This is a genomic window from Clostridium beijerinckii, assembly GCF_008705175.1.
Lineage (GTDB): Bacteria > Bacillota > Clostridia > Clostridiales > Clostridiaceae > Clostridium > Clostridium beijerinckii.
In genome coordinates this window covers 3,656,233-3,679,543 of record NZ_CP043998.1, presented here as the reverse complement: position 1 = coordinate 3,679,543, position 23,311 = coordinate 3,656,233, and the positions used below count along the sequence as shown (strand labels likewise).

Genomic DNA, 23,311 nt, shown 5'->3' with positions numbered 1-23,311 from the left:
TTATTAGCTCTTTTAAGATAGTTTTGATAAGTAACAATAGTTATATAGATATATGCAATACTTGTAAACACAGCTATAATATGTATATGAGATATTGTAGAATAGTAAATAATTGTGAATGAAGGTATAAAAATAGCGAAATAAATGTTTGGGAAGGAAAATATTATGGAGTTAAGCAAATTGATATATAAAAGAGCGGATATACAAAATGTTGATATTATGTTAGAAATTATACATAGGTGCATGAAAGAAGTAAATTATATAGATTATAATGAGAGTGAATTTCAAAAATATTTAGGTACATTTACTGCAAATTGGCTAAAAAACATTATTGAAACAAGACATTATTATGAAGTTTGGTATAATAACAAGATTATTGCTTGTGGAGGAGTAAGTAGAGATTATAGTCAAGAAAAACAAAGCTATTTTACTGCTATATTCGTCAATCCAGATTATAGGGGGAAAGGTATAGGAAGAGACCTTGTACATCATCTTGAACTTGATGAATGGTGTCTTGATAGCAATTTAATTGAAATTCCATCTTCCAAAAGTTCTCATAAATTTTATAATAAGCTTGGTTATGAGTATAGAACATTTCCACCAGTATTTAATAAAAATGATGGTTCAACTATTATGTATAAATATAAGAAAGTATAATATGACATACCTGCAATTAAAGTTGGGAGCAATGATCTATAAAGGAGAAAGTGAAAATCACTGAATACGAAAATAGTTTAAATATTCTAAAAGTGTTATTTGCAAAAGATTATCAATTTGCTTTAGCAACATCAAATGATAATATTCCATCTGTTAGGTTTGTGGATACTTTTTATGATAATGGTGCATTTTATATTGTTTCTTATGCAAAATTGCAAAAAGTACAAGAGATCGAGAAGAATAATAAATTTTATAAGGATGAAACTGGATATAAAGTTGATTTTGAAAATAGACAAGCTGAGGAATTTCCGTTTACATTTGATATAGTAACAGTTGATTAATTTACTCATAGATGAGGCATAATTTGTCATGGTTTCTTTATGAAAGTAATTGAAAGAGAATTAAATGTATCATAAAACGTAATAGTAAATTTATGGGAAGAAATAGTGTTTGTTTAACTAAAAGATAAATAGGAATTTGTAACGAAAATAAAATATGAGGAGAATGTTAAATGAGAGAAATTATAAGAACAGAAATAGACGAAGAATGGGCACACTCTGCGGTTGTTGAGGCAGGAAATCATGTTTATATCAGCTATTGCATGAAGAATGAGGGACAATCAATAGAAAATCAAATAAATGGTGCATTTGATGTTTTGAGTGAAAGACTTGAAAAGATAGGCTTGACATTGAAATCTGTAGTGCAAATGGATTGCTTATTTAGAGATATTAAAGATTTATCGTTTTTAGGAGAAATAATTAAGGAGAGATTTGAAGGGAAATATCCAGCAAGAAAGGCATATGAAACAAAGTTTATTAGAGATGGAATTGGCTTTCAGGTTGATGCAGTAGCTTTCAGAGAGAATTAAATGAATTGAAAATTATCTTTTAGTTTAGAATATAAATTTAATTGAAGATCACCTTTGCTTATAATGATTGGGACTTTATATTATGAACACTAATTATTAAAATGCGGTAAAATAAAACATATAGAAAAGAGAACAGTAATGAAAAAATGAGAGGGGCTAAAATGAAATTTGCAGTTTTTACGGATTTACATTATGACAGTATCCAGGATGGAGACAGACGAATACGTGAATTCATTGGTTCAGTGAAAAAGAAAATGTGGATTTTGCTATTGAATTAGGGGAATAGTTTTCTTTGAAGAGGTTTGTTTTTACATGTATATCGGCTTAACTCAAATATTGCGAGAGTTTGAAAATTTATATAATGGGCAGTGCACAAATATTATATGTGGGCTGCTTTTTTGTTTTTCAAATTTCTCCATCAATAAGTTATTACAATTTTTTTAAAAGTATTGACAGAAAGTTAAGTACTTGATAATATATAGACAAGTACTTGATAATTAATTGGTTGATAATCGAGCAGTTGATAAAAATAAAATATAATGTTATTGGAGGATAAGGTAATGGATAGCAAAATTAATTTAATGGAACAGTTTTCACGAGTGACGATGCTTTTTCACAGATTTTCGCATCACATTAGAAATCAAAATGAAGCATTTACCGACCCAAACAGAGGCCAAGGACGCATTTTGACGTTGCTTAAAACACAGCCGAAAATTAGCCAGAAAGAAATTTCGAATCAGCTAGATATGAGTAATCAGGCATTAAGTCAGCTGCTTACCAAGCTTGAAAAATCCGGGCATATCAGTCGGACACAATCAGAGACAGACAGGAGGGTTATGAACATAGAACTTACACAGACCGGCAGGGAAGCTGCGATGCAGGCGGAACAGAGCAAACAGGATTCAGATGAGATTTTTAATTGCCTCAGCGATGTTGAAAAGAATAATTTGAGTGAATACTTATTAAAAATTAGTGCAGAGATTGAAAAACAATTGGGTGAAAACTCTGGACTTGATGACTTATGGGATGCTTTCCGCAATGCTATGGGGCCGAACGGCGAAGTACCTCCAAAGATGCTTGAAATGATGGAACAACATTATAAAAAGCAGCGTAGTAAATGATTTTAACCAATTAAAATCATCGGCAATACTTAATTTTTGCTTACAATAGCAGGATTAAGTAAAAATAATAATGCAGTAAATTTATAATCTATTTTATTAGTCAATAAAAAATAAATATTGGAGGTATATTATGATTGCAACAGAAAAAGGAAATATGATGATTAGCCCAAAGCAGCCTGGTACAGTGCTTAAAATGCGTGCGAAGGCTGGAAAAGGAGACGCTCTATTTGAACTTACGAATAAACTTCATTACAATGGTGACCCAGATGGTCCAATAGACTGGATACTTTGCCGAGATGACAAGGATTCAGACATTTTGTGGGCATTCGAGTTTTATAAAGATTCGGATTCATTCATTCGTCATTTCACTAATCCAGCTATAGAGGCAGGTCACGATGAAGTTCTGGAGCTTTTAGCCGAAATGCCTATGCGAGTTGAAGTTCACACAGCATACTCTAGTTTCCAAGCTAAATAACAATATTTTATTCTTTTAACCATGTCATCAAATCAAATAACTTTGTCAGTTGATTTTAGTAGGCAGATAGAGTTTTGGGTGAGATACTCTGAAACGGGGTGTAAACTAAACCTATAGTATTATGAAAAGGAGTTGTTATTTATGTCAGAACAATCAAAATCATTAACGAATATGAACCCCGATATCGAGCAATATAAAAGTGACCTACGAGCGCGCTTTGCGAAGGAGAATCAAACGGCCCCAAAAGGACAAATTGTTTTCGTCGGGTCTTCCACTATGGAAATGTTCCCGATTGAAAAAATGCAGCAAAACCTCGGCTTGGATAAACTGATTTATAATCGGGGGATTCGCGCAACAACGACAGCGGAGCTGCTGATGGCGATGGATGTCTGTATTTTTGATTTGGCGCCGAGCAAGATTTTTATTAATATTGGTTCAAATGATGCGGGATTCGGCGTTCCAGAAGACATTTTCTTCTCGAATTATGACAAAATTTTGCTCAAAATAAAAGAAGAATTGCCCGAGACACAGGTGTTTGTGATGGCTTATTATCCAGTCAATCCGGTAGCAGATTTCGGTGAGTCAGAAGACGAGCACGAGGCATTTTTTTCAAAGCGAAACAATGAAATACTTGAATTAGCAAGCAGCAAAGTGGCGTTGCTTGCGCAGAAGTACCACTATGAATTTATCAATGTCAATGATGGATTAGCCGATGCTGACGGGAATTTGAGGAAAGAGCTCACATTTGATGGGGGTCACATGTATCCAATTGGGTATGAAATTGTGCTTAGGAATATGAAAAAGTATTTATAAGCAAATGCGTATAAAGTAAGCAGAACTAAATCAATGGAGGATTTTATTATGAATGAAACATTGTCAGTAATTAAAAACAGACGTAGTATTAAAAGTTTTAAGCCAGAACAAATCAAGGATACTGAACTTGAAGCTATTTTGGAAGCCGGAACATATGCACCTTCAGCATCAAATCAACAGTCATGGCATTTCACAGTCGTTCAAAATGAGCGTTTAATTAATCAATTATCTGAAGCAATAAAAAAAGTATACGCAATGATGCCTATTGCGTTTTTAGATCAGATGAAAAATGATAAAAAAGCTCAGTTTTTACAAAAGATAGGGAACAATGAAAAAGTTCATTTATTTCATAACGCCCCTACTATTGTTGTGATTTCAGGTGACAAAACGGAAATGTACACCGCAGAAAACTGTTCTCTTGCTGCCGGAAATATGATGAATGCCGCTAACTCTTTAGATGTTGGCTCATGCTGGGTTAGTGGTTTGCCGCAACTCATTGATGCAGATCCCGATAACCAATTCATAAAAGAGCTGAACCTTCCTGAAGGTTATAAACCTGTGTGTGTTATTTTGTTAGGATACAGATCAGGAGCGGATACGAAAGCGTCTGAGAGGAGAAAAAACCTGGTGAATTATGTTAAATAATTCTCTGCAAGTAGTTCACAAAAGGTTCACTTCGTAGTATTCTTATATTTAGTATTATAGGTGGATAATCTCGCCAATAATTTTTTGGGGTATATTTCAACATTACATTAAAACGCAGCCAAAAACAAAAATACCAACCTTTCAATTTAAGAAAAGTTGGTGCTTTCATTTTCTAAAAGCTTTTTGAATAAACTACAAGATATAGATATCCAATCTAAGAATTATGTTTATGGATTAAAATATATACTATATCAGAAAGGACAGGTACTCTTTTGTGCAGTGTTATATTAGAGAATATGTTGTAGGAATTTCTTCATTAGAAGTTGTTCCATTTTGCTTGTCACGAGCTTGCCTCGGGAGCATGCTGAAATGGTGCAACTTCTGATGCTAGAAATCCTCAACTTATTCTCAGTAACCGGAACAACAGAGTACCTGCCCTTTCGGTATTTTATCACATAATTCTAAGTTATATCCTCATTAATTTCAGGTATAGCCATTTTTAAGAACTCTTCCATTGCTCGCGTGAAGTATTTTCCCTTTTTGGTGTAGAAATATACGTTACGGCAAATGCTATCCTCATTCAGCTTATAATAAATTACATTAGGGTCAGGTTTGGTATATCTTATAAGGGTATCACTTAAAAAGCTGATGCCCATTCCATAGCAGGTAAGGTTATATGACGTAACTAACTGATCTAATTTTAAAATCACATTTGGTGAAAAGTTATGATGTTGACATATCTTCTCAGCACGTTTTCGTGTATCATTTCCAGATCTTAAAAATAGAAATGGTTCATCTTTAAATAGTTCCAAAGGGACACTAGGTGTAGATGAATCAAGATGTTTATTATTTATTATGTCATGAGCAGTTAATTGATAATTTATGGTTTTACTATTAACTTCAAATTTCTTTGGAACAGCTAAAAGCAAGTTTTCATTACAGTACTTATGTCTAGAATATATATTTTCGTTAAACTCATAATTATCTATAACAAGATCTAAAGTACCTGAGAAGAGTTGCTGCTCTAAAAGCGCAGTATTAGCTTCAACCATATGAATAGAAACAAGTGGAAATTTTTCTCTAAAATCTGTGATTATAGGAGGAAGAATATAAGAAGCAAAAAGATTACTTCCGCCTATGGCTATATTTCCAGTACGTAACTCATTCATATTGCTTAAGAAATTCTCGAATCCATTTTTAATATCAAGAATCTTTTCTATACATTTTACATACTCCTGTCCACAAGGAGTTAATTGAATTGGATTTGTACTTCGGTCAAACAAAGGAAAACCTACACGCTCTTCTATCTTTTTTATAGTTGCACTAAGGGAAGGTTGAGAAATATACAGGTTTTGAGCGGCTTTTGAAAAACTTTTTTCCTTATTAACCTCATACACATATTCCATACCTTTAAACATAAATAACCTCCACATATAAATAAAAATCTATAATACTTATATCATTATATGTATTTGATTATATTGTAGAGGACACTTATAATTAAGTCAACAGATGAATTAGAAGAATTTGATAATAAACCAATAATTTATACAAGAAGTGCCGATTATAATGTGGGGGCGAAGGTTATGATAAGGGAAATAAAGTTAGAAAATAAAGATATCAATTTCCGTAAGGAGAACGACTCAATTGGAAGCAAGGATATACCTGAAGATGTATATTATGGTGTACAATCTTTGCGTGCTGCTGAAAACTTTAGGATTACTGGATTGTTCATGCATCCAGAAATTATAAATAGTTTGGCATATATAAAGAAAGCAGCTGCTATAACAAATTGTGAAGTTGGAGTTTTAGACAAAAAGATTGCAGATGCAATTGTAAAAGCTTGTGATGAGATATTAGAAGGAAATCTGCATGAATACTTTATTGTTGACCCAATTCAAGGTGGAGCAGGAACTTCACTTAATATGAATGCTAATGAGGTCATAGCAAACCGTGCAATTGAGATACTTGGAGGTAAAAAAGGAGAATATTCTATTGTACATCCAAATGATCATGTAAACTGTGGACAATCTACTAACGATGTTATACCAACTGCAGGGAAAATTACTGCTTTAAAATTATTGGAACATGCTCAAAGTGAGCTATATAGATTACATGATGCATTTTCACAAAAAGCTATAGAATTTGATCACATAATAAAAATGGGAAGAACTCAAATGCAAGATGCAGTACCAATTCGTTTAGGTCAAGAATTTAAAGCTTATTCAGTAGCTATAATGAGAGATGTTAACCGTATGGAAAAAGCTATGGATGAGATGCGAGTTCTTAATATGGGCGGAACTGCAATAGGTACTGGAGTTAATGCAGACGTAAAGTATCTTAAACGAGTTGTTCCAAATCTATCAGAGATTATTGGAATGGATCTTATACAAGCTTTTGATTTAATAGATTCAACACAAAACTTAGATTCCTTTGTAGCAGTATCAGGAGCTGTTAAGGCTTGTGCAGTAACATTATCTAAGATTGCTAATGATTTAAGATTAATGTCTTCTGGACCAAGAACAGGATTTGGAGAAATTAATCTTCCAGCAAAACAAAATGGTTCTTCTATCATGCCAGGAAAAGTTAACCCAGTTATTCCTGAGGTAGTAAACCAAGTGGCATTCAATATTATCGGTAATGATACTACAATCACAATGGCAGCAGAAGGTGGACAATTAGAACTTAATGCATTTGAACCAATTATATTCTATTGTTTATTTCAATCAATTGATACTCTAACTTATGCAGTTCAAACTTTCATAGATAATTGCGTTAAAGGTATTACTGCCAATGAAGAAAGATGCCGTGATTTAGTAGAAAACAGTGTTGGAATAATTACAGCAATTTGCCCACACGTAGGATATTCAACAGCTGCAAGCTTAGCTAAAGAAGCCATAAAAACAGGGACATCTATTAGAACTTTGATATTAGAAGCAGGACTTTTAAGTGAAGATGAACTAAATGAAATTTTAGATCCATTTAATATGACAGAGCCGGGGATATCAGGAAAGAAATCTATTAGCAATGAATTAAAAACAGTTTAATAAATAAAAATATCTATACTTATGCGTATACCTCACCGAAATGAATAATATACTTTTGTTCCAGTTTCTGGGTAATTCTGATGGGTGATTCTAAGACTATAAAGTTGCATCCAAAGTGCTAGCCTCAAAGAGCAAGCTTTGAACTAGCACATTTGGAACAACTTATAGCCAAAGAATCACATCCATCAAGATTACCAATAAAACATTCCACAAAAGTATATCACTCATTTCTGGTTAAAAGATATTTCATAGTCTAAGTATAGTTTATGATTGAATTATCTATAATACTTAATAAAATAATTGTAACAGGAATGTAATAATATAAATTAAAGAATTTTAGGTTTAGAAAAGCAATCTATGTTTAGATTCTGTAAATATTTGTGATTATTCAATTAAATGAATGCATAATTGAGAATTAAGCAAATTTAGTTCGAAATCTTCTTTAAATGTGAATTAAAGGAACTTTTAATAGTTCCCTTAAAATATTGTATATTATCAACACTGTTCTTTAACAGAGTCTAAAATTAAATAGCAAGAAAAGTCATTTGGAGTGATATGAGATTCATAATTTTAATCTCATATCACTCCTTATTTTTATGCTCTTGGCACATGGTAAACTCCATATTAATTAATTGACATGAAAAATTTTTTTCTAATTCATATAAAGATGTTTGAAATAGATGCTATATTACAAGAAAGCATCTTCTAATATGTACTTAAGGCACTAAAATAGAGGGTTTAACGTATATTATTTGAGTTGGAATTATAATAAATTTAATTTATAAAAGTCGCACTAACGAATATTTTAATAAGCCTAAAATGGATTTTTTTGATTATTCAGAATTTTAAAAACATAAGAATAAATGATTTTTTGTGTTATAATACATGCGGAAATTGAATTTTCTTGTATAAATTTTCAAAAGTGAGACATTATGTCATAGCTTGATTATAAAAGCAATAAGAAATTTAGTAAAATAACATTATTTTTTTTATAAAAATCCATTGTTTTTTTATTAAGTATGTTTAAATTTGGAATTTTGTCTTTTTAAATACTTATAAGGTTTTATCAAATATATTCTCTGTAGTAAGTTTTTGAAACGAGAAAATTCTAAGTTGCAGCATTTTAGAAGGGGGATATTAAAATGAAAAAATTAGGATTAGCATTTCAAATTCTTCTAGGGCTTGTGCTAGGTATTGCAATAGGAGCTGCTTTTTATGGCAATCCAGTTGTAGCATCATACTTACAGCCTATTGGAGATATATTCATCAGACTAATCAAAATGATAGTTGTTCCTATAGTATTTTCATCACTTGTTGTTGGTGTTGCTGGTGTAGGCGATATTAAGCAGGTAGGAAAAATAGGAGGAAAAACTATACTGTATTTTGAAATAGTAACTACAGTTGCCATTGTAATAGGACTAGTTGTGGCTAATGTGGCTCATCCAGGAAGTGGAATTAATATTCAACAACTTTCGTCAGTTAGTATCGAAAAATATATGAATACAGCTGAAACTGTATCTAGCCATGGTTTTGCAGATACATTTTTAAATATTGTTCCAACAAATATCTTTGAATCTCTTTCAAAAGGTGATTTACTTGCAGTTATATTCTTTTCGGTTATGTTTGGTTTAGGTGTTGCTGCAATTGGAGAAAAAGGAAAGCCTGTTCTTGCTTTTTGTCAAGGTGTGGCTGATTCAATGTTTTGGGTAACTAATCAAATTATGAAACTTGCACCACTTGGAGTATTTGGATTAATTGGTGTAACAGTTTCTAAATTTGGAGTAGCTTCATTGATTCCATTAGGTAAATTAGTTATTAGTGTTTATGTAGCTATGATTTTCTTCATATTTGTTATATTTGGCTTGATAGGTAAGATGTGTGGTTCAAGCATTATATCACTTATGAAGATTTTAAAAGATGAAATTATCCTCGCGTACACTACAGCAAGTTCTGAAGCAGTTTTACCAAAACTTATGGAGAAGATGGAAAAGTATGGCTGTCCGAAAGCTATTACATCTTTTGTTATTCCAACGGGGTATTCATTTAACTTAGATGGATCTACCTTATATCAGGCGATTGCAGCACTTTTTATCGCGCAAATATATGGGATAAATCTGCCAATTGCTACGCAAATAAATTTAGTATTTGTACTAATGGTTACATCAAAAGGTATGGCTGGAGTTCCAGGGGCATCCTTTGTTGTTTTATTAGCAACCGTTGGTTCTGTAGGTATACCTGTAGAAGGGGTAGCTTTCATTGCAGGAATAGATCGTATTGTTGATATGGCAAGAACTGTTGTTAATATAATTGGAAACTCATTAGCTGTTATCGTTATTTCTAAGTGGGAAGGGAAATATGATACAGAAAAAGGAAAGAAATATTTGAACGTTATCAAAAAAGCAGCTTAATCACATAGAAACATGTGAATCTCAAAAAGCAGAAATAGTGATATTTCCAAGGACTATGGAAATATCGCTGGAAGTACTAAATTGCAGGTTTCATCACTAATGCTTGCTCCAAATTTCATTGTGACAAGCATTAGTTAAACAACCTACAATTAAGAACTTTTAACTGAAAATTTTTAAAGATAAGTATAGAATATTCTAACGGGTTTACTTAAAGGGTGCAAAGTCAAAAAATACAATAATATTTGAGTGCAAAATTACATTGATTTTTGCACTCTTTTATTTTGCCTTAAATCAATGGTTTAAAGGTATTTGTGTAATAATTTATATTAATTTTTACACTAACTTTTACAGAAGAAAAAACAAATGTAATAAATTCATTACATCTGCAAAAATGCTTGTGAAAACATCTGCTACAATTTTCAGTAAGAAATACAGATATTTAGTTTTTGAACCCTCATACCTAAAAGAGCAACAAAAGATTTCCTCTATTCGAATGAACCATTGCAACAATCACTTTTGTAAGTGGTTTGGACTACCACAGCAGAAGTTTGATAATGTTAAAATTGAACATACTATGCCCTCTATTGATGAAGGTTGAAAAGTTAGTTTATAATATAGATAAACAATAGTACAAAAATGTGTCTCAACCGAGGAATATATTATAATAAATATTAGTATGAAATTTTGCTACAGGTTTTATGTATTTTTGACAGGAGGTATTGGAATGAATTTGCGTGAAGCAGAAGAAAAGGACTTTGAAATAATATACATGATGGGTTATGATGCTTGGGGCGATGGTCTTTCTAAACCAGATTATCTTTTAACTTGTAAGTCGTCTATTAAGTATGCAAATGGAAAGTGGTATGTATTAGAAAATGATGATAAGGTTTTATCAAGTTCGTTACTTATACATAACTTAAATCATCTTAATTGTGGTACTGGATTAGAAATAAGAGGAATTGGTTCTATTTCTACACCAATACATTTAAGAAGGAAAGGTTATGGATCAAACTTAATAGAAAAGACTATGTCATATATAAATAGAGATATTCCTATAGATATTTGGTTTTTATATTCAGATATTGGTGCAGATTTTTATAATAAACTTAAATTTGAAGCATTACCCAATAATTTTCAAAAACGTACATCAAGTCTTTTAATGGCTTATTGTCAGCCTAATACTTGGGATATAAATACTAATGCTCCACAGATAGAAATACCTAATTATTTTTAATAAAAAATGTTACGCACTTTTCTCATATTGTTCAACAATAACATAATTTCTTAACAAAAGGAAAGTATAGTTTAAAAAATGTTGGAGCAAATGCGGATGGAAAAATAAAAATTAATATTAGTAGTAATTCAGATGTTAAAATAACAAGAGATAAGAAATAGTAAAATATTAGAGTAATTCGTAGTATTCTTAAGTTATGAATCAATAAAAAATGGTCTCTGAAAATTGAATAGTTCGGTATTACAGAATGTGCTATAATAAATTAAATCTTAAATATCATTGTAAAAAGGAGATTGAAATGGCTAGGTCACGGAAAAAAGCCTTCTAAAATAGAATTACGAAAATTTTTAGGAGGCCCGAATTATGAATTTTAATTTAATAGATATTAATCATTGGAGTAGAAAGCCATACTTTGAACATTATTTAAACAATGTGAAATGTACTTATAGTATGACTGCCAATATAGAAATAACTGATTTATTGTATGAAATTAAACTTAAAAATATTAAATTTTATCCTACACTTATTTATATGATTGCAACTGTGGTTAATAATCATAAAGAATTCCGTATTTGTTTTGATCATAATGGTAGTTTAGGATATTGGGATAGCATGAATCCGAGCTATACCATTTTTCATAAAGAAAACGAAACATTTTCAAGTATTTGGACGGAATATAATGAAAGTTTTTTACGTTTTTATAGTGATTATCTTGACGATATAAAAAACTATGGAAATATCATGAAGTTTACTCCGAAATCAAATGAACCTGACAATACATTTCCGGTATCAAGCATTCCTTGGGTGAGTTTTACAGGATTTAATTTGAATGTGTATAATGAAGGAACATATTTAATTCCTATTTTTACAGCAGGAAAGTATTTCAAACAAGGAAATAAAATATTTATTCCTATATCAATACAAGTACATCATGCTATCTGTGACGGTTATCATGCTAGTAGATTTATTAATGAAATGCAAGAATTAGCATTCAGTTTTCAAGAATGGTTAGAAAATAAATATATTTAGATAATCATGTCTTGATTACATTATTTATAGAGTAATAAAAATAAAGAATAGAAGAAATACCGCATTATTCAATAAAAATGAATTTGCGGTATTTTTTTATTTAAGTACTGCACAATACTAAAATAATAGGTACAAAAAATGCCCCAATAAAGGGGCGTATATGTATGTGATAATTAATATTTGCGGGGTATTTATATTATACGTTAATATATCTTAAATAATACGTAATTAAAATATCATATTCCCACATTAAATGGATTGAAAATGGAGTACTGATCTGATTATGGAGACATCCTTAGTTTATGAGTATTTTATGAAATTATTCATGATAAAAATAATAAAAGCTCCCTAAAAATAGGAAGCTCAAAAAATAATGGACAAAAGTGTAAGGAGACTTATAAATAAAGAGCAACTAAAAGATCAAAATAACGAGCAAGAGGTTTCCTTTTATTATATGAAGGTTAACTTTATATAATTCAAAATATTAATATAATTTTTAAATAAGTATTCAAACAATTCAATTCAAACTAATATGCTAAGTAGTTTGGGAATTTTGAAATTTAAGATGTAAAAGATAATTGACCACTACCAGCTATTATGACTTTATAACCATATTGCATAGGATTTAAGACATATTGCAATGAGTTTGGCTCAAAGCGTATAGATTGTTCCATTATCAGGTCTTCGTTAAGTATGGTGATAAAAGTCCTACCACCAGAAACATTTCGAACTTTATACGGAACATTTGGAAGTAATTTTAAATCCTCAATACTATAAATCCCCTCAGAAAAAGTATTAGTTTGAGCGACAGAAGTTATTGAATTCATGCTAAATGATATAAATAGAAAAATAGAAAATACAATAATAGATTTTTTCATTTGAGTAGCCACCTTTCACGATTAGAGTGTTATACAAGTAAGTAATTAAATTTATAATGTGGAATTATTAAATAAATATGTATAATGTAGATTTGGTGAAGTAAATAAAATATGTTCTTTGAAAACTGAATAATGTGATATTTAAAAATCTGTTATAATATTTATTAAACAAAAGAAAGTTTATTTAATAGATATTATGAAGGTTAAGGTTATGATAAAGAAATAAGATATGCATGTTTGTGATGTTGCAACAACTGTACAGATATTGGGCAGTAAGTGGAAACTATTAATGGAACTTTTTGTGCGTACTGTACATATAAAAAAAGTTTTTATATAATAGTTTGATGAAGGAGCTGATATTATATGAAGACAGTTTTAGAAGTTATAAAAGAAAGAAGATCTATAAGATTTTTTAAAGAAGAACAGATAAAAAAAGAAGAGTTAGAGAAAATTTTAGAGGCTGGTTTATGGGCGCCGTGTGCAGGAAATCTACAAGCGGTAAAATTTGTTGTAGTTCAAGATAAGAGATTAAATGATGAATTGGGAAAGATAAATAGAGAACTTTTCGGAGCTGCAAGGAGAAACGATAAATCAAGTGGAAGTATTGCTGATGATGATAGTATTAAAAGTGCTTTTTATAAAGCTCCTGTAGTAATTTATTTATTTGCACCAGATAATTATCCTTATGCAATTCATGACTGTTGTGTTGCAAGTCAAAATATTATGCTTGAAGCAGCAGAAATAAATATTGGTTCTGTTTGTATTTCAAGAGGAGAAAAAACATTTGAAACTGAATTAGGTAAGAAAAGTAAGGAAAAATGGGGATTAGATAGTACTTATAAATGTCATAGTATCATTCCTCTTGGTTACATATCTAAAAATGGTAAACCACAGCCAAGGAAAGAAAATAGAATTATTTTTGATTAAAAAAATTTATGTATTGTTTAAAATTTAATAACGTATTTAAATATCACATTATCATAGTAATAGATAGATAATGTGATGTTTTTATGTACAGTTCTTCACAATACTAAAATAAAACGTAATAGTAAATAAATGCGAATTAAATTGAAAATTTATAATGTCTAATTTATAATACTAACTATATTAAGTTGTAAAGAGGGTAATAGGAATATGAAAAAAGTTTGTATGCCATATTCCTATATTGTCTCCATGAAACTTAAGGGGCAACAGTAGTTAAGTGAATTGTTATTAAGGAGTTTGTAATGAAAAAAGTAAGATTATTAAATTTTATACCACTAATAATTGCAGCGCCTCCAGTCATTATTGGAGTGATAGTAATGTATTTGCACAATGTTGCTGTCTTTACTGTTGGACAAAATATTTTTTGTTTATTAATAGGGGGATTGATTTCATCTTTTGTTGTATCAAGAAAAGAAAAAATGAAAGGTATTAATACTGAGAGCATCACTATATTTGTCTCAGTAATACTACTATTTCTAACTCTTATTAATTCAGGAATGGAAGGGGTACATAGATGGATATCTCTTGGACCAATTAAGTTCTATGTGGCAAGTATAGTTTTGCCTATTGTGATTATTAAGTTATCGGGGTTATTGGTGAATGGAAAACAGAGGGCGACCATAATTACTACAATAATTGTATCACTCATTTTACTAAGACAGCCAGATGCTTCGCAGTTAACTGCATTTGTAATTCCAATGATTATTCTTATATGGAATAACACCAGAAACAATATAATTCGTTTTAGTATTGTAGGAGCACTTTTAATAATGGCTGTTGTTTCGTGGGTGTATTTAGATGCATTACCACCTGTATCATATGTAGAAGAAATACTTAGTCTTGCAGCTAATACCGGAATCATATGGTTTGTTTTAGGAGTTATATCATTAGTTATATTACCATTGCCATTTATAATCTTTCCCCCAAAGAACTCAAAACTAATATCCAGGTGTATTGGTATATATTTTATTATTATATTGATATCTACACAATTTGGGAACTTCCCAATTCCATTGATGGGATACGGGATTTCTCCTATTATAGGTTACTTTATAGCAATTACCTGGCTGGTTAAGGATAAAGTCAAAAAGAAAAATCAGATAAAATAATCGATTATGTTAATTCATAACATTCTGAAATCATGAATCAATAAAATTAAATAACAAATTGTAAAATCGTATTATTCAAGAGATTGAATTTACGATTTTTTTATGCGTACTATGTAGAAAGTGTGAATTAAATTAAGAAATGCTCTCTGAAAATTGAGCAATATGGTTTTTATAAAATATTCTATAATTAGTACAGAATAGTAAAATGGCATGTAGTAAATTATTAAGTTATTAAGTAAATATAAAATAGAATAATTTGACAAAAGAATATTTGTTCGGTATTCTATATTATAGAAATATTTTATAAGTAGGGGGCTAATGTATATGGATACCGAAATGAAACATAAAAAAATTATAGAAATTGTTCAAGACAAATTAACTTGTTCAGCACACAACTTAGACCATGTATTTAGAGTTTATAATCTTTGCTTATTAATTGCACAACATGAAAAAGATATTGATTTAGAAATACTTATTCCATCCGCATTATTACATGATATTGCACGAGTAGAAGAGAGCCAAGATAAAACAGGAGAAATTGACCATGCAGTTTTAGGAAGTGTGATTGCGGAGGATATATTAAGAACTTTAGAATATGAGGAAGAAAAAATCGAGAAAATAAAGCACTGTATTATAACACATAGATTTAGAACAGGAAATGAACCTAATACAATGGAAGCAAAAATACTTTTTGATTCAGATAAGCTTGATGTTATAGGGGCAAGCGGAATTGCTCGCACTTTTATGTTAGCAGGACAATTTGGACAAAGACTAACAGTAAATGAATCCTTAGATGAATATATTAAAGGCAATACAGTTGAAAATGGAAGATTGAAAGATGTTTCAAAACATACACCTTTTATTGAGTACGAAGTAAAATTCAAAAAAATCCCCGATAAATTGTATACAGATAAAGCAAAAGAAATTGGAAAAGAAAGATTAAAATTTATGGATGAATATTTCAATAGATTAAAGTCAGAAATAGAGGGGATTAAATAAAATAAATACATAATATTCTTATTGAACTAAATCGCTAAAAGCGACGGCTTGGTTTAGTGATTAAATAAAATTTTATATGGAAAAAATAAGAAGTGAAGTTCTTTCTCAAGGAACTTCACTTCTCACATTTTACACGCCTTTTAAAGGAGTGATAAAATGTATCAAAAAATCGAAAAAATGATTAAAGATCTAGAACTACGTGGTCGTAGTAATGACACGATTAAAAACCGTGTATATATTATTAAAAACTTTTCTAGATTTTATAACAGACCACCTGAATTATTAGGTGAACCTGAAATCATTAATTATTTAGAGTATTGCATAAAAACAAGAAAATTATGCAAAGGAACTATAAATTATATCAATAGTACTCTAAAATTTTTTTATGTAGTAACTTTAGAAAGGTCTTGGAACGATTTGAGAATCCCAAGACTTAGGTATGATAAGCATTTACCTAGTTATTTAACAAAGGAAGAAATTAAGCGTTTATTAGGATCCATAACCTATTTAAAACATAAAGCAATTCTTACGACTATATATTCTGGCGGCTTACGCGTTAGCGAAGTTGTTAATCTAAGAATAGCTGATATTATGAGTAAAGAAATGAAAATTAGAATAAGAAATGGTAAGAGGAATAAAGAACGATATACTTTGCTTTCACAAAAAAACTTAGAGATATTAAGAGAATACTGGATCAAATTTGGATATAAAAATTATCAACCAGATGATTATCTTTTTATTTCTAGACAGACTAAAAAGCCAATGAAAGTTCGTGGAATTGAACTTGTTATGGATAAGTCAATAAAAAAAGCAGGTATAACAAGAAATGCTACGGTACATACATTAAGACATTCTTTTGCAACGCATTTGATGAATGGCGGAGTTGATTTAAGAACAATTCAAGCATTATTAGGACATTCAAATATCAAAACAACATCTATATATTTACATGTAATGGATTATGAAATACTGAATATAAAGAGTCCATTAGACACATTTGAGTAAATTATGAATTCACTGCAAGAGATTATTAATTTACATGGAGAAGCGTATATTAAATCAAAGAAATTAACATCTAATATTCTAAAAGCACTATATTCAATTAAAGATTGTAGAACTGCTGCGCTTGGCGGCCATGTATATGAGTGCGATGAGTGTGCCGAAACTAAGGTTTCATATAACTCATGTAGAAATAGGCATTGTCCAAAATGTCAGGCTTATGCCAAAGAAATGTGGATTTATGAGAGAAGTAAAGCATTATTACCAACTCATTACTTTCATATTGTTTTTACTATACCAGAACAATTAAATTCTTTGACATTGTTTAATCAAAAAGAAATGTACTCTATTCTTTTTACTTCTGTTTCCGAGACTTTGCTAGAATTAGCAAAGGATAAAAAATACTTGAATGCGAGTATCGGTTTTACAACAATATTGCATACTTGGGGACAAAATTTAATGTTCCATCCACATATTCATTGTATAGTTCCTGGTGGTGGATTAAGCTTTGATAACACTAAATGGGTAAAATCAAAAAAGAAATTCTTCATACCTGTAAAAGTTTTATCAAGAATATTTAGAGGAAAATTTCTATATTACTTAAATGAACTTTACCTAGATAACAAACTTAAATTTCCTAAAAACATTAGTGAGTTATCATCAAGGAATATATTTAATTCATTTAAGGATAATTTATATAAAAAAGAATGGATTGTTTACAGTAAAGCACCTTTCAGCAGTGCGGAGTATGTACTTCAATATTTAGGTAGATATACTCATAGAGTTGCTATATCAGATAACAGAATTATAAAAGTTGATAATGAAAAAGTAGTATTTAAGTGGAGAGATTATAAAGATAAAAATAAAGAAAAAGTGATGTCTTTAAAACCAATAGAATTTATCAGAAGGTTTACTATGCATGTTCTGCCAGATAGATTTGTGAAAATAAGACATTATGGAATTTTAGGAAACAGAAATAAAAAACTAAAGTTTAAACGCTGTTTAGAAATCTTTAGGGTTAAACCTAAAGAACTTGAGAATCTATCGTCAGCGGAGCTGTTTTTCAAATTAACAGGAATAAAAATAGGAAAGTGTAAAAATTGTGAGAAGGGAAATTTAATAAAGATAGGTAAAATAATGCCCCGGAGTACTTCGCCACCCTAAATAAAGATAAAAGTGAATAAGTACTTAATCATGGGGAGGGGGATCTTATATACTAAAATAAAGAAAACTATATGCTTTCAAGAAATAAAGATTTAAAATATTAATAAATGAATAAAAATATAGATTTTAGGTGTAAATCATGGGTTTTGAATCTCCATATGAGACGGTCGGCTTTTAGCGACTTCGTTCTAGTAATTGATTGCGATATTGAGGTGCATAAATTTAAGATAGTGCTGCTACAAAATTCAGCTATATCTTAAATTTATGCTATTATTTTAGTCTCAACATCGCAATCAAGCCAACTCAAATTGTGTAGTAGACAGATTATAATTTCTCGGTGTATACCCATTTTTGAAAGTCGACTTGACAAAAAAATAAAAACGAGATAATATAGTTGATAATATCAATTAATTTGGAGGCGCGGTATGAATAAAGAGGAAGTAATTAGAAAAGAGATAAGATTAATTGTAAGAGAATTGGGTTTATTAAATTACAATTGCTTTAATTCAGGCTTGACACTTGCACAAGCACACATATTAAACTACCTAAGGCAAAACGGAAAGACTCCTTTTAATGAATTGTTGATAAACCTGGGTATTGATAAGGCTTCACTTAGTAGAATAGTTAGTAATATGGAAGCAAAAAATTACTTAGAATTGAAAAAGTCTGAAAGTGATAAGAGAATGAGAGATATTTGCCTTTTACCATTGGGTTTGACAACTATTAATGATGGGGATTATAAAGCAAATACATTTATGAATGAAATTTTAGATTTAGGAGATAGCGAGGATATAGACAATATTGTTAGGGCATTTAAAGTATTTCGTATTCTTGCATTAAAAAACAATCTTAAAAAGAATGATTCTAGAATTTTGATTGAAAAAATTTCAGAAAATTATATGGATGATGCAATAAAATTAGCAACAGAAGTATTTTTTAATGAGCAGGGTATCCCAGTAGAATCGATTGCAATTGATGCTAATTTAAAACCAATCTGGTGGTGTGCAAGAGTAGGTGAAGACGTTATTGGGGTTGTTGCAACATGGAAAGAAAAAGATAAATGGAAATGGGGAAGATTTGCTATTGATAAGAGACTGCGAGGTTTAGGTCTTGGTCAAAAAATGGCTATCCATTCATTAAAAGAGATTTTTAGACAATATACGGACGAGTTATATATTGAAGCAAGAGAAGTAACCGTAAATATGCTAATAAAATTTGGATGCAAAGTTATTGGAGAAACAGAAGATTTTTATGGCGAGCCCATAACACCAATAGTATTAAATAAAGAATTGTTTGATGAACATTTGAAAAGTTATATCTAACTTATAAAATTATTGGAAATAGAATAAAAATAAGAATAGAGGTGTTTTATATGAAAACAGAAAAAATTATACTTACTCTTGTTTTAGTTGTTATTTGTATTTTGATAACACAGATTTTTCTTGCTATGGCAGTTCTCATGCTTTGTGAAAATAGTAATAGCAGAATAGAAATTTTTGCATATGTTTCAAGTGTGGCGCCTGGAATTATCTTAGGTTTATTTTTAGGTAAGCTATTTGAATTATTAACAGGAAGAAACTTTGGAAAAATGTATTACAGATTCTATTCTTTTGATAAATCTAATAATTTTGATAATGATAATAAAAATGTAGATTAAAATTCAATTAAATTTAGATATATAAATGTGCTTTATTAATGTAGTGATATAGATATTAATTAGTTAGATAAACTCCAATTTATCGTTTAGGTAATTTGTAATATTCTTATATTATGAATCAAAAAAATTAAATAACAAATTGTAAAATCGTATTATTCAAGAGATTGAATTTACGATTTTTTTTATGTGTTATAATACTAAAATACGTCTTTTATTGATCAATTTTCAATCGTTTGTAGAATAAATAATGGAAAAAATTACTAAAAATATGGTATAATTGTATATTGTTGTATTAAATACGATAAATTACATAGGGGGGTAAAGAATGAAAAGTTTGAGACTAATAAAAGTAATAGCGAGTTCATTATGTGTAGCTTCGTTATTAGCACTAAACCCAATAGGAGCGAGTGCAGAGTGGAAGAGTGATCCTAGAGGCTGGTGGTATACAGAAGGAAGTTCATGGGCTACAGGCTGGAGGCTAATTAATTCTAAATGGTATTATTTTGATTCTAAAGGCTACATGGCTAAAGATACAACAATTGATGGGTGTTATCTAAATGAAAGCGGTGCATGGACAGAACTTACAACAAGCGGAAACTTTAAATTTGATAAATCAACTGGAACAATAGTAGAATATACCGGTTCTGATAGCTCAGTCGTGATACCAAATAAAATTGATGGTACTGAGGTAAAACGTATAAGATTTACATCGGCATCTACCTGCAAAAACTTAACAAGCATAACAATACCAGACAGTACAACAGGTATAGAATCTATAGTATGTATGAATTGCAGTAACTTAACACACGTAGATATTCCAAGTAGTGTAAAACGTATAGATAGATATGCATTTAATGGATGTAGTAATTTACAAAGTATAACTATTCCAGATAGTGTGAAAATTATAAATGAATACGCCTTTAGTGGGTGTAAGAGTTTAAAAAGCATAATTATTCCAAATAGTGTGGAGTCTATTGGGCCTCAGTCATTTGCTGGATGTAGTGGTTTAACGACTTTAACCATTCCAAATAGTGTAACAAATATGGGGGATGCTATATTTAGGAATTGTATTAATTTAACAAACATAACAATTCCGGATAGTGTAAAAAGCATAGGCTATAGTGCATTTAGTGGTTGTAGCAGTTTAAGTAGCATAACAATACCAAATGGTATAACAATCATAAACGAGAATGAATTTCAAGGTTGTAGTAGTTTAACAAGCATAGTAATACCAAATGGTGTAACAAGTATACAAAGAAGTGCATTTGAAGGCTGCACAAATTTAACCAGCATAACTATTCCAGATAGTGTAACAAGCATAGCAACTCACCAAAAAATGCCTAATGGTATAGGAATTAATCCATTCTATGATTGTACAAATGCTACATTTTATGTAAAGAGTCAAACATTAAAACAGATTTTAATTAATTCTGGTGTAAGTGCAAGCAAAATCATAGTAAGTGCTTAGCCATAAATAATAAATCAAAAAAATAAATAGTTTTGTAGGGTAGTGCAAAAGCTACTCTATTTTTATAAGTAAAATTTATATCTTACCTTATTTTTTTTATGTTTTTTCACAGTAAAGCTGACGCCACTAGATCTCCTTAGTATTTATTCAACAGTCTAATGATAATACAATTAATCCAGAAAAAATTAAACAAATATATTGCAAAAATAATTCTTCATAATAATTCTAAAAATATTAAAGGAATTTTAGCTGTAATTTTGAATTTAGAAAAATATTTTTACATATGAATACATTAAAAAAACGCCACTATAAATGTGACGTTTTGTAAATTGTTTATCTTTACTATATTTATAATACCATAAAACAATAAAAATGTCAATACTTGTAATTTGGTTGGTGAATTGGTATTAATTATTAGAGGTGATAATTTTATGGAACAAAAAAGTATGACTGCATTGATTAGTGCGTTTTCAAGAGCGTATCATTCTGTTAAAAACAAAGAGAAAGTTTTTGATGATTACTTAGCAAAGGATATTCTAACTCAAAATGAATATGAACAAATTTCAAGTAATATGTCAAAAGGAATTAAATTTTTCAACCCATCATTTGATGGTACACAAGATGAAGCGTTACGCTTTATCGTTGACAATCAGTTATCTCCAACTCCAATTGGTAGAGCAGCATTTACAGAAAAATCACTTGAAAATGCCGTAAAAATTGGTGCAAAACAATATTTGATTTTTGCCGCTGGGTATGACACCTTTGCATATCGTCAGCCTGACTGGGCAAGAAATATTCAGATATTTGAACTTGACCATCCTTTAACTGGTGAAGATAAGCAAAAGCGTATTCAAAAAGTAATGAAAGAAATACCTCCGAATTTACACTATATATCTATTGACTTTACAGAAAAGAATTGGGAAAGAAACATAATTAAATGCTCTCAATTTGAGCAAAGTAAAATAAGTTTTTGTAGTTTACTTGGCTTGAATTACTATTTAACTAAGAAAGATTTTGCATATGCAATTAATACTATTTCAACCATTGTGCCGAAAGGTAGTAGCATTGTTTTTGATTATCAAGATGAAAACACATATACTTCTAAGGCAGGCGAAAGAGTTAAAAAGCAAATTGCACTAGCTAATGCAACAAATGAAAAAATGCTTGCAAGTTATTCTTATTTAGAGTTGGAAAAACTATTGTCTGATAGTGATTTCTTAATTTATGAACATTTAACACCAGATGAAATAACGGAGCAGTATTTTAAAAAATATAATCAAGCGAATCCAGAACATCCTATAAGAGCATTTGATAATGTTAATTATTGCTTAGCAGTAAAAAAATAAAAGTGAAATTCAAGAAATAATTAATACGTTATTTTATTGAATTATGCATCAAATCTAAAACACATTATTCTAAACGGATGATGTGTTTTTTTTCAAAAAATAAAAAAGGAGAGAAGCTCATTAGTTGCACCCAAGATGCTAGCCTCAAAGGCAAGTGCTCATATTTTACAAAAGCATAAGTCTTATTTTTAGTTTGGATATGTTTGATAGTTTTTGTAATCAAAATATTTATGATTTTGATAAGTTACTACATAAATTTAGATTTAAAGTGGGCATCTATATAGGGTTCCATATTGATAATAATACATGTCAACTGTTTCAATTTCCTGAATAACAGCGATATTGAAATTTCATAAGTTTGAATATCATTGAGGAACCATATATATAAACAGCTTAAGGATTAAACTCGT

At 29.9% G+C, this 23,311-nt stretch carries 22 protein-coding genes; 20 read left to right on the top strand and 2 right to left on the bottom strand.

The window, feature by feature from the left end:
* Positions 1–165 precede the first annotated feature (165 nt).
* The 7 genes from F3K33_RS16455 (at position 166) to F3K33_RS16420 (ending at position 4,579) form a co-directional block, all read left to right on the top strand.
* On the top strand, positions 166–657 hold the full coding sequence (locus tag F3K33_RS16455) for a GNAT family N-acetyltransferase (RefSeq protein WP_039768243.1): 492 nt from the start codon (positions 166–168) through the stop codon (positions 655–657).
* Between the two features lie 50 nt (positions 658–707).
* Complete coding sequence (locus F3K33_RS16450) at positions 708–998, top strand: pyridoxamine 5'-phosphate oxidase family protein (RefSeq protein ID WP_051144753.1); 291 nt, start codon at positions 708–710, stop codon at positions 996–998.
* A 170-nt stretch (positions 999–1,168) separates the two neighbouring features.
* The gene (locus F3K33_RS16445; RefSeq protein WP_039768241.1) at positions 1,169–1,525 is read left to right on the top strand and encodes a RidA family protein; all 357 of its coding nucleotides are present in this window, start codon (positions 1,169–1,171) and stop codon (positions 1,523–1,525) included.
* Positions 1,526–2,085: 560 nt separating this feature from the next.
* Complete coding sequence (locus F3K33_RS16435) at positions 2,086–2,646, top strand: MarR family winged helix-turn-helix transcriptional regulator (protein ID WP_039768239.1); 561 nt, start codon at positions 2,086–2,088, stop codon at positions 2,644–2,646.
* 130 nt (positions 2,647–2,776) lie between these two features.
* Positions 2,777–3,121, top strand: coding sequence for a putative quinol monooxygenase (locus tag F3K33_RS16430; RefSeq protein WP_051144752.1), 345 nt, complete (start codon positions 2,777–2,779; stop codon positions 3,119–3,121).
* 141 nt (positions 3,122–3,262) lie between these two features.
* On the top strand, positions 3,263–3,934 hold the full coding sequence (locus F3K33_RS16425; protein WP_039768236.1) for a GDSL-type esterase/lipase family protein: 672 nt from the start codon (positions 3,263–3,265) through the stop codon (positions 3,932–3,934).
* Positions 3,935–3,982: 48 nt separating this feature from the next.
* Complete coding sequence (locus F3K33_RS16420; protein WP_039768234.1) at positions 3,983–4,579, top strand: nitroreductase family protein; 597 nt, start codon at positions 3,983–3,985, stop codon at positions 4,577–4,579.
* Between the two features lie 461 nt (positions 4,580–5,040).
* On the opposite strand, the gene F3K33_RS16415 is transcribed toward F3K33_RS16420, so the two are convergent.
* Positions 5,041–5,997 (bottom strand): LysR family transcriptional regulator, encoded by a 957-nt coding sequence (locus tag F3K33_RS16415; RefSeq protein WP_039768233.1) that lies wholly within the window; start codon positions 5,995–5,997, stop codon positions 5,041–5,043.
* 168 nt (positions 5,998–6,165) lie between these two features.
* On the opposite strand from F3K33_RS16415, the gene F3K33_RS16410 reads away from it, so the two are divergent.
* From F3K33_RS16410 to catA, 4 genes are all read left to right on the top strand, one after another.
* A complete protein-coding gene (locus F3K33_RS16410) occupies positions 6,166–7,626 on the top strand; it encodes an aspartate ammonia-lyase (protein ID WP_039768232.1) in 1,461 nt (486 codons plus the stop codon).
* A 1,142-nt stretch (positions 7,627–8,768) separates the two neighbouring features.
* Entirely contained in the window at positions 8,769–10,034 is a 1,266-nt protein-coding gene (locus F3K33_RS16405) for a cation:dicarboxylate symporter family transporter (RefSeq protein WP_039768229.1), read from the top strand.
* A 724-nt stretch (positions 10,035–10,758) separates the two neighbouring features.
* Positions 10,759–11,268, top strand: a complete 510-nt coding sequence (locus F3K33_RS16400; RefSeq protein ID WP_017210113.1) for a GNAT family N-acetyltransferase — start codon at positions 10,759–10,761, stop codon at positions 11,266–11,268.
* Positions 11,269–11,631: 363 nt separating this feature from the next.
* Positions 11,632–12,297 carry a type A chloramphenicol O-acetyltransferase gene (gene catA / locus F3K33_RS16395; RefSeq protein ID WP_039768224.1) on the top strand — a complete coding sequence of 222 codons (666 nt, stop codon included), beginning with the start codon at positions 11,632–11,634 and terminating at the stop codon, positions 12,295–12,297.
* 560 nt (positions 12,298–12,857) lie between these two features.
* On the opposite strand, the gene F3K33_RS16390 is transcribed toward catA, so the two are convergent.
* The gene (locus F3K33_RS16390; protein WP_023973813.1) at positions 12,858–13,175 is read right to left on the bottom strand and encodes a hypothetical protein; all 318 of its coding nucleotides are present in this window, start codon (positions 13,173–13,175) and stop codon (positions 12,858–12,860) included.
* A gap of 363 nt (positions 13,176–13,538) precedes the next feature.
* On the opposite strand from F3K33_RS16390, the gene F3K33_RS16380 reads away from it, so the two are divergent.
* The 9 genes from F3K33_RS16380 to F3K33_RS16340 all read left to right on the top strand — a co-directional run bounded on the left by F3K33_RS16380 (position 13,539) and on the right by F3K33_RS16340 (position 22,901).
* Positions 13,539–14,102: a nitroreductase family protein gene (locus tag F3K33_RS16380; protein ID WP_012059396.1), complete on the top strand. Its 564-nt coding sequence runs from the start codon at positions 13,539–13,541 to the stop codon at positions 14,100–14,102.
* Positions 14,103–14,401: 299 nt separating this feature from the next.
* Positions 14,402–15,268 carry a cell division protein gene (locus tag F3K33_RS16375; protein WP_039768219.1) on the top strand — a complete coding sequence of 289 codons (867 nt, stop codon included), beginning with the start codon at positions 14,402–14,404 and terminating at the stop codon, positions 15,266–15,268.
* Between the two features lie 324 nt (positions 15,269–15,592).
* Positions 15,593–16,267, top strand: coding sequence for an HD domain-containing protein (locus tag F3K33_RS16370; protein WP_012059394.1), 675 nt, complete (start codon positions 15,593–15,595; stop codon positions 16,265–16,267).
* Positions 16,268–16,423: 156 nt separating this feature from the next.
* Positions 16,424–17,272, top strand: coding sequence for a tyrosine-type recombinase/integrase (locus F3K33_RS16365; protein WP_039773533.1), 849 nt, complete (start codon positions 16,424–16,426; stop codon positions 17,270–17,272).
* A 3-nt stretch (positions 17,273–17,275) separates the two neighbouring features.
* Entirely contained in the window at positions 17,276–18,430 is a 1,155-nt protein-coding gene (locus tag F3K33_RS16360) for an IS91 family transposase (RefSeq protein WP_039773532.1), read from the top strand.
* Between the two features lie 425 nt (positions 18,431–18,855).
* Positions 18,856–19,752 (top strand): GNAT family N-acetyltransferase, encoded by an 897-nt coding sequence (locus tag F3K33_RS16355; protein WP_039773536.1) that lies wholly within the window; start codon positions 18,856–18,858, stop codon positions 19,750–19,752.
* A 50-nt stretch (positions 19,753–19,802) separates the two neighbouring features.
* The gene (locus F3K33_RS16350) at positions 19,803–20,087 is read left to right on the top strand and encodes a hypothetical protein (protein WP_039773538.1); all 285 of its coding nucleotides are present in this window, start codon (positions 19,803–19,805) and stop codon (positions 20,085–20,087) included.
* Between the two features lie 325 nt (positions 20,088–20,412).
* On the top strand, positions 20,413–21,555 hold the full coding sequence (locus F3K33_RS16345) for a leucine-rich repeat domain-containing protein (RefSeq protein ID WP_039773539.1): 1,143 nt from the start codon (positions 20,413–20,415) through the stop codon (positions 21,553–21,555).
* A 431-nt stretch (positions 21,556–21,986) separates the two neighbouring features.
* Positions 21,987–22,901, top strand: a complete 915-nt coding sequence (locus F3K33_RS16340) for a class I SAM-dependent methyltransferase (RefSeq protein WP_039773541.1) — start codon at positions 21,987–21,989, stop codon at positions 22,899–22,901.
* Positions 22,902–23,311 lie beyond the last annotated feature (410 nt).